Here is a 7,092-nt window from a genome sequence, read left to right as displayed (position 1 = left end):
ATTTTAAAGAATCATGATTCTTCCTGTATTGTATCTAATTGTGCTGTAGATCATGTTCATATCCTGTTTCGCTTGTCAAAGAATTATGCATTATCTAAAGTAGTTGAAAATATTAAGAAAGAATCTTCTAAATGGGTGAAAGATAATATTCCTTCCTGTCCTAATTTTTCATGGCAAACAGGTTACGGATGTTTTTCAGTAAGTAGTTCAAAAATAGAAATTATAGATAGATATATAATCAACCAAAAAGAACATCATAAGCATTTATCCTATCAAGAGGAGGTTGAGATGTTTTTTAAGGAGTATAACTTGGAATATAAGCCTGAATATTATTGGCGATAGTTTCAGACTTACAGCCTGATAGTTAATCGATTAATCTTACAAGGGGCGTTGCCCCTTGTTGTGATGTTTTAGGCTTTGACTGCGTCGATTTTCAATTCAGCCTAAGAAATATCTTAGATACAAGCTGGTGTATTATGCTTATAGAGAAAAGCTGATAACTTCCTTAATAAGCTCTTTAGTTTAATTCTAATTTACCGCCAAATTAAACATTTTCAGATTAGACCCAACTTTTGTATATGGTCCTTTTTTTATCTATAGCAAATGTGAACATTAAACTCTTTAATTTGCGGCAGGCTTGTGTATTGGCATTAATAAAATAAAGATGCTGTAAAACCTGCCTGCATAAGTTTTAGGATATGCAATGCTAAGTGAAGGGTTTGATTATTTTAGAAATCGATAGCGGATTCCCACATTTCCATATACATATACATTGGAATTTCCGAATTGATTATCAAGTTCCAGTATTATGCTAAAAGCTTTCTTCTCAAAAGGATAAAAATCCATACCTATTGGAATGGTTGCCATATCAAAGTCAGTGCCTATAAATCCGGCACCAATGTATCCGTCAAAATCTTCTTTCTTTAATAATTCTGCCTTAAAGGTAGCCTTGATGGTTGAGTCTTCAAATCTGCCATCATTAAAGCCAAGCTCAACTCTGTATTTATCGTTGAACTTATAATCAACAGAAAAGTCCTGGGAAACATTTGCACTAATGCTGAATTGTGAATAGGACTCTACGCCTATTAAACACAAAATGGTTAAAAGTAATACTCTCATAAAATATATGTTAAGATTAAGTTAAGCCGCAAAAATATAATAATATGTAAATAAACAAAAATTTTGCCCAGGAGATGAATGAGAAATGAAATCGTCCTATATTGCGGGGGTATTTAAATTTAAAAGCATGTTAAGAGTTTCTCTTATAATCCCGGTTTTAGTTGTTGGCCTAATGTTAACAAGCGCTCAGGCTCCCAGTCGTGTTAATGCCAGACTCTTTTATTCGCTCACGCAAAAGCACCCGGGGGCCTTGATTCTCGATGTTCGACCTGCTGAAAAGTTTGCACAATATCGTATTAAAGAAGCAATTCCGCTTCCTGAAAAAGCACAGTTAATTGAACTTGCCGACGATTTGACAAAGACTGATACTATTTTTGTTTACTGTGAAAAGGAGTTGAGATCAGGTCCTGCCGCCCATGTGCTGGATAGTCTGGGTTTTACGAATGTATACGAGCTAAAGGGCGGATTAATCAGTTGGCGTAGAAATGATTTACCCCTGGATAATACGCCTTTAAAACAATAATGCCCGACCAAATTGCTTTGGGCAGGCATCATATGTTGTCAAAAGTAATTGGGTTTATTCCTTTATTTTAAAGAAGCCAATTACTTCGTTTAGTTTATTTATCTCCTCCGAGAAAGATTCGCTTAAATCAGATATTTTATCAGCGGCGGCTGCATTACCTTGCGAAACACCGTCCAGTTCAAGAATGGCATTGTTTACTTGCTTGGAGCCTTCATTCTGCTCTTTGGAGGCGGCTGATATTTCAGAAACCAGGTTGTAGGCTTTTTGAATATCAGGCACCAGCTTATCAAATATCTCACCTGCCTTAATGGCGATTTCAACCCCGGAAGTGGCCTTTTCACTTATCTCATTGGCCGATTCGCGACTGCGTTCGGCCAGCTTGCGAACTTCAGCTGCCACAACTGCAAATCCTCTTCCTTCTTCGCCTGCACGGGCTGCTTCAACTGCTGCATTGAGTGAGAGTATATTGGTTTGCATGGCAATTTCCTCAATCAGTTGCACTTTCTCGGCTATTATTTTTATGCCTTCCACAGCACGGGCGACAATATCACCTCCGTCACTCGTATCTTTAAACGCTTGAGACATCAACTCTTCAGTTTGTTTCGAATTGTCAGCATTCTGACTGATGTTGGCACCCATCTCTTCCATTGATGCTGAAACTTCTTCTGTTGATGTGGCTTGCTGCATTGAACTGCTCGATAATTCATTGGCAGATTCGGTCAGTTTTGTGCCGCCTTCAGAGATAAGCTGCGCCGTTTGTTTAGCTTGTAAAATAACTTCGCCAATCTTATCGGTCATCTGGCCGAATGTATGTGCCAACTGGCCAATCTCATCACTTCTCTGCTTCAGATCTTCATCAATCTCTACCGAAATGTCACCATCAGATAATGAATCGGCAATTTTATTCAGCTTAAGGATAGGCTGTGCCAGCGAACGAGAAATAAAATAAGCCAATAGCAGTGCAAGAATCAGAAAGATCAAACCTATGATCAGGGAAATATTTCGAATAGGATTAAGCATCTTAACCAATTCGTAAGTCGGCACCGACATCACAATTTTGTGAGCCGTATTACCTATGTTCATGTAAACCAACTCATATTCTTCATCATTGATTACATACTCGCTGATCAAACCATTATTGGCGTCGTTAATAATGGTAGTGGATGCGTCACCAACAATATCGTTAAGTGTTTTATTAATGTCCTCGTCGTTTTGAGACAGCTTCACAGTTCCATGGTTATCAATAACCCAAAGCATACTGTTCTCACTGAATTTACGCTGTGTCAGATCATTTACCAGTTGATCAATGTTAATGCCAACACCGGCCACGCCAAGTGGTTGTTCTATATCGCCCATTATCACATTAATAAAAAGCGCGGTTTGATCCAGTTCACGGTTGTAGTCAAGGTTTGATTGAACGCGCTGTTTACTCTTCAGTGCATCAAAAAACCATGCGTCATCCGGATCTTGTTCTGAAACGACATCGAGTTTCTTGTAACCGTTAGCCCAGAAATTTTGTGTGTTTTTATTTACAGCGAATGTCATTAAGTAGCCAAAGTCATTAACGATGTCGTCAAGCTTGTTAAGACTCAGGTCCTTTAAGTCTTCATCTTCTTCATCTTCATTAAACCAACTCATAATAGTCGGATCTTTGGCAATGGCCTGCGATGTTTCAATTGCTTTTTCAAAACTTGTTCGGAGGTCGCTTTGGGATGCCTCTGCAAAATTATGCAGTTGCTGGGTCCTGATGTTTTCAGTCAAGCGACTGCTAACAGTGTAAAAAAAGGTAAGGCTTATGGCGGCAATCACCATAAAAACCACTGACCCAAAAGATAATAGTATCTTGGATCGGATGCTACTTAATTGCATACAACATACTTTTGATTTCCTTCTATAGTCGGAAAAAATTAAACACTTGTAAATCCCCTTATCGCTCTTTTTTTATAAATAATCCCACTTTATAAAAATGAGCGATGTGGTTAGTACGCCCTTAAGAGGAAATAGTTGTACTACAAAGTGGTTTTTTAAGGATTGCCTTGCTAAGAATCAGATAATAAGTCTGTAAGGGTGTGTTATTTTTTTGTTAATTGGGCATTTTATATGCTGAAAATGACAAAAACAGACTGTAGGAAGATTAAATTTCACGCAAAGTACGATAGTTATCGCAGCACTAAGAAATACGCAAAGACCGCAAAATATATCGCTTTTTCAATTAATTCTTTGCGAACTTTGCGGTCTTTATTTTTTGCGTTATTAGCGAGAAAACTATTGATGGGCAGCCTCTTTTATTGTCTGCAAAGAAAACAGTTTAACGCTCGTTGTATTGTTCTTTATAGTAGTTTTCATAGTCACCCGAAATAATGTTGTTTAGCCATTCTTCATTAGCCAGGTACCACTCAACGGTCTTTTCTATTCCTTCCTCAAATTGCAGTGATGGCTGCCAGTTAAGCTCTTTTGCTAACTTGGTAGCATCAATGGCATAACGCATATCATGACCCGCACGGTCTTTAACGAAGGTGATTAATTTGGCCGACTCACCGGGTTCGCGTCCCAGCTTTTTATCCATTACTTCGCATAGTTTATGAATAAGGTCAATGTTAGTCCATTCATTGATACCACCAATGTTGTATGTTTCGCCGTTTTTACCCTGGTGGTAAATGTCATCAATGGCACGGGCATGGTCCAGTACATATAGCCAGTCGCGAATGTTTTCGCCTTTACCATAAATAGGAATTGGCTTATTGTTTTTAATATTGTTGATTGATAATGGAATCAGCTTTTCAGGAAACTGGTTTGGACCGTAATTATTTGAACAGTTACTGATAACAACCTGCATGCCATAGGTGTGGTGATAGGCGCGCACCAGGTGGTCAGAACTGGCTTTTGATGATGAATAAGGACTTCGCGGATCGTAGGCTGTCGTTTCGGTAAATAACCCGGTTTCTCCCAACGAGCCATATACCTCATCTGTTGAAATGTGATAGAACAGGTGTTGATCCATCTCATCTTTCCAGGCCGATCTGGCTGCATTTAGCAGGTTAACGGTTCCCAGTATGTTTGTTTTAATAAATGCCAGGGGGTCAGATATTGAACGGTCAACATGCGATTCGGCTGCCAGGTGGATAACCCCGTCAAATGAATGCTTAAGAAATAAATCATTCATTACATCTGCATCAGTGATGTCGGCTTTGATAAATGAATAATTGCTTTTTGACTCAACATCCTTTAGGTTTTCAAGATTGCCGGCATAAGTAAGAGCATCCAGATTATAAATGTGGTAATCGGGATATTTCTCAACAAATAAACGAACAACATGCGAACCAATAAACCCGGCACCTCCGGTAATCAATATCTTTTTCATCGTATTAATTAGCTTTAACACAGCTCATGCTCTTTAGTCAGAAAAGAACAGGTTTGCTGGTTTGTTTAGTGCAAAGTAACAAAAAAAGCCTCACATTGGAGGCTTTAATATCTTGTATATACTTGTATTATTGACCAGCAGGTCCCTGGTACTTAGCATCGCCAAGGCCTAAAATTGGATAGAAAATAAGGCCTAAGAAAATTAACCCTAAAGTAAAACCAACATCTTTTCCAAAGCTTTTTGCTAACAGATTTAATAGCCAGATACCAAAAACTATATTGACACCAGGAATAATTAATAATAGGATCCACCATACTGGTTTACCAACAATTTCAATCATTACAATGGTATTATAAATAGGAATCAATGCAGCCCAGCCTGGTTTACCGGCTTTTTCAAAAATCTTCCACATTGAAACAATCATTAAAACAATAATGGCCATGTAAATCAGGCCACCAAATAATCCTACATTTTCCATAAATCTGTTTGTTTAAATTTGTTAGAATGATGCATTGAGCATCAAGGTTGATAATTTGATTTTGTGAATATAAAAAAAAGCTGTCAGCATACACCAACAGCTTTTTATTATTTTGCCCGATAGATTTACTGATGGGACAATGACAATTGTTTTTTATCCATCACTATCTACCTTAATCTTACTCTATTCCTCTCACATTCTTTTCCCAGGCCCAGGCCGAGGCAAGTGTTTCTTCGAGTGTTTTTTCAGCTTTCCAGCCCAACTCATTGTTACCATAAGTTGTATCGGCCCATATCTTCTCAATATCACCGGCGCGACGATCAACTATCTTGTATTTTAGATCAACCTTGTTCACGTCGATAAAGGCTTTTACAAGTTGCATTACTGAGTAGCCGGAACCCGTACCAACATTAAAATATTCGTAGTTGGCTTTTGATTTACCATCTAACATGCGGTTAATGGCTACAACGTGTGCCTTAGCCAGGTCAACCACGTTGATGTAATCGCGAATAGCTGTACCGTCTTCAGTGTCGTAATCGTCACCAAAAATGCTCAATTCATCGCGTAATCCGGCAGCTGTTTGTGTGATAAACGGCACAAGGTTGTTTGGCACGCCAACAGGTAATTCTCCAATTAACGCGCTTGGGTGCGCTCCAATCGGATTAAAGTAACGCAGAGCAATACAGTTAACGCTGTCGTTTGATTGACAGTAATCGCGCATAATATCTTCGCAAATGGCTTTGGTGTTACCATAAGGCGATTCTGCTTCTTTGCGTGGTGTTTGTTCAGTAACAGGTAATACTTCAGGCTGGCCGTAAACGGTACATGATGAAGAGAATACCATATGTGGTACATTGTATTTGTTCATGCACTCCAGCAGATTCATCAATGAACCCATGTTGTTACGGTAGTACTCAAGTGGCTTCTGCACCGATTCGCCCACTGCCTTATAAGCAGCAAAATGGATGATTGCATCAATGTTCGGGTACTTCTGAAAAAATGCATCCGTTAATTCTCTTTCTGATAAATCGAACTTTTCAAACGCAGGACGAATGCCGGTAATCTTTTCAATGTTGTCAAGTACTTCAATTTTTGAATTGGACAGGTTATCAACAATTACTACATCAAACCCTTTTTCCTGAAGTTCCACTACTGTGTGTGAACCAATGTAACCCGTTCCGCCGGTTACTAAAATTTGCTTTGCCATTAGTTTAGCTTTTACATTGTCGTTAAACGAGCTGTAAATGTACGAAATCGTTTGCAATCACTGGTCTAATATTCATCATAAATTGACTGTTAACCTATTAATAAAAGTTAAAAGTACTTTTAAATGACAGGCGATCTATTCCTGTTCGTTGTTTTCCTGTAAATGGAAGCATCAATTCTGGTAAGAAAATGCATAACTAATTATGAACGAGATACTATTAACAATTGCTTTAAACAACTTATCCACATAATGTCATTCGCTTTTTTAGCTCTAATTTAGTAACTTAGGCACTTTATTAATGTTTTGCGTTAATAACTGCTATGGTTTTAAACTTGTTTTGAACCGGTTTTAAACAGTTTACCAACATGTGTTGAAAGAAAGTTAATATCCTTGGCAGCCTTTTT

At 38.2% G+C, this 7,092-nt stretch carries 7 protein-coding genes; 2 read left to right on the top strand and 5 right to left on the bottom strand.

The features are described from left to right. Window positions 1-342 (top strand): transposase (locus ACRD69_RS05945; RefSeq protein WP_430814155.1); only part of this gene is annotated, 342 nt, incomplete at its 5' end. 381 nt (window positions 343-723) lie between these two features. Here ACRD69_RS05945 and ACRD69_RS05940 read toward each other — a convergent pair. Then, window positions 724-1,119, bottom strand: a complete 396-nt coding sequence (locus ACRD69_RS05940) for a hypothetical protein (RefSeq protein ID WP_430814154.1) — start codon at window positions 1,117-1,119, stop codon at window positions 724-726. 127 nt (window positions 1,120-1,246) lie between these two features. Here ACRD69_RS05940 and ACRD69_RS05935 point away from each other — a divergent pair, with 127 nt between their 5' ends. After that, the gene (locus ACRD69_RS05935) at window positions 1,247-1,642 is read left to right on the top strand and encodes a rhodanese-like domain-containing protein (protein ID WP_430814153.1); all 396 of its coding nucleotides are present in this window, start codon (window positions 1,247-1,249) and stop codon (window positions 1,640-1,642) included. 54 nt (window positions 1,643-1,696) lie between these two features. Here the strand turns inward: ACRD69_RS05935 and ACRD69_RS05930 are convergent, their stop codons facing one another. From ACRD69_RS05930 to galE, 4 genes are all read right to left on the bottom strand, one after another. Continuing rightward, window positions 1,697-3,511: a methyl-accepting chemotaxis protein gene (locus tag ACRD69_RS05930; protein WP_430814152.1), complete on the bottom strand. Its 1,815-nt coding sequence runs from the start codon at window positions 3,509-3,511 to the stop codon at window positions 1,697-1,699. Between the two features lie 439 nt (window positions 3,512-3,950). Further along, window positions 3,951-5,003: a dTDP-glucose 4,6-dehydratase gene (gene rfbB / locus ACRD69_RS05925; RefSeq protein ID WP_430814151.1), complete on the bottom strand. Its 1,053-nt coding sequence runs from the start codon at window positions 5,001-5,003 to the stop codon at window positions 3,951-3,953. Between the two features lie 127 nt (window positions 5,004-5,130). Further along, entirely contained in the window at window positions 5,131-5,481 is a 351-nt protein-coding gene (locus tag ACRD69_RS05920) for a DUF5684 domain-containing protein (RefSeq protein WP_430814150.1), read from the bottom strand. 178 nt (window positions 5,482-5,659) lie between these two features. Beyond that, on the bottom strand, window positions 5,660-6,688 hold the full coding sequence (gene galE / locus ACRD69_RS05915; RefSeq protein WP_430814149.1) for a UDP-glucose 4-epimerase GalE: 1,029 nt from the start codon (window positions 6,686-6,688) through the stop codon (window positions 5,660-5,662). Between the last annotated feature and the right edge of the window lie 404 nt (window positions 6,689-7,092).

Source organism: Carboxylicivirga agarovorans, assembly GCF_050589845.1.
GTDB classification, from domain to species: Bacteria; Bacteroidota; Bacteroidia; order Bacteroidales; family Marinilabiliaceae; genus Carboxylicivirga; species Carboxylicivirga agarovorans.
Note: the sequence above shows the minus strand (reverse complement) of the source record. Positions and strands in the feature narration are given on the sequence as shown.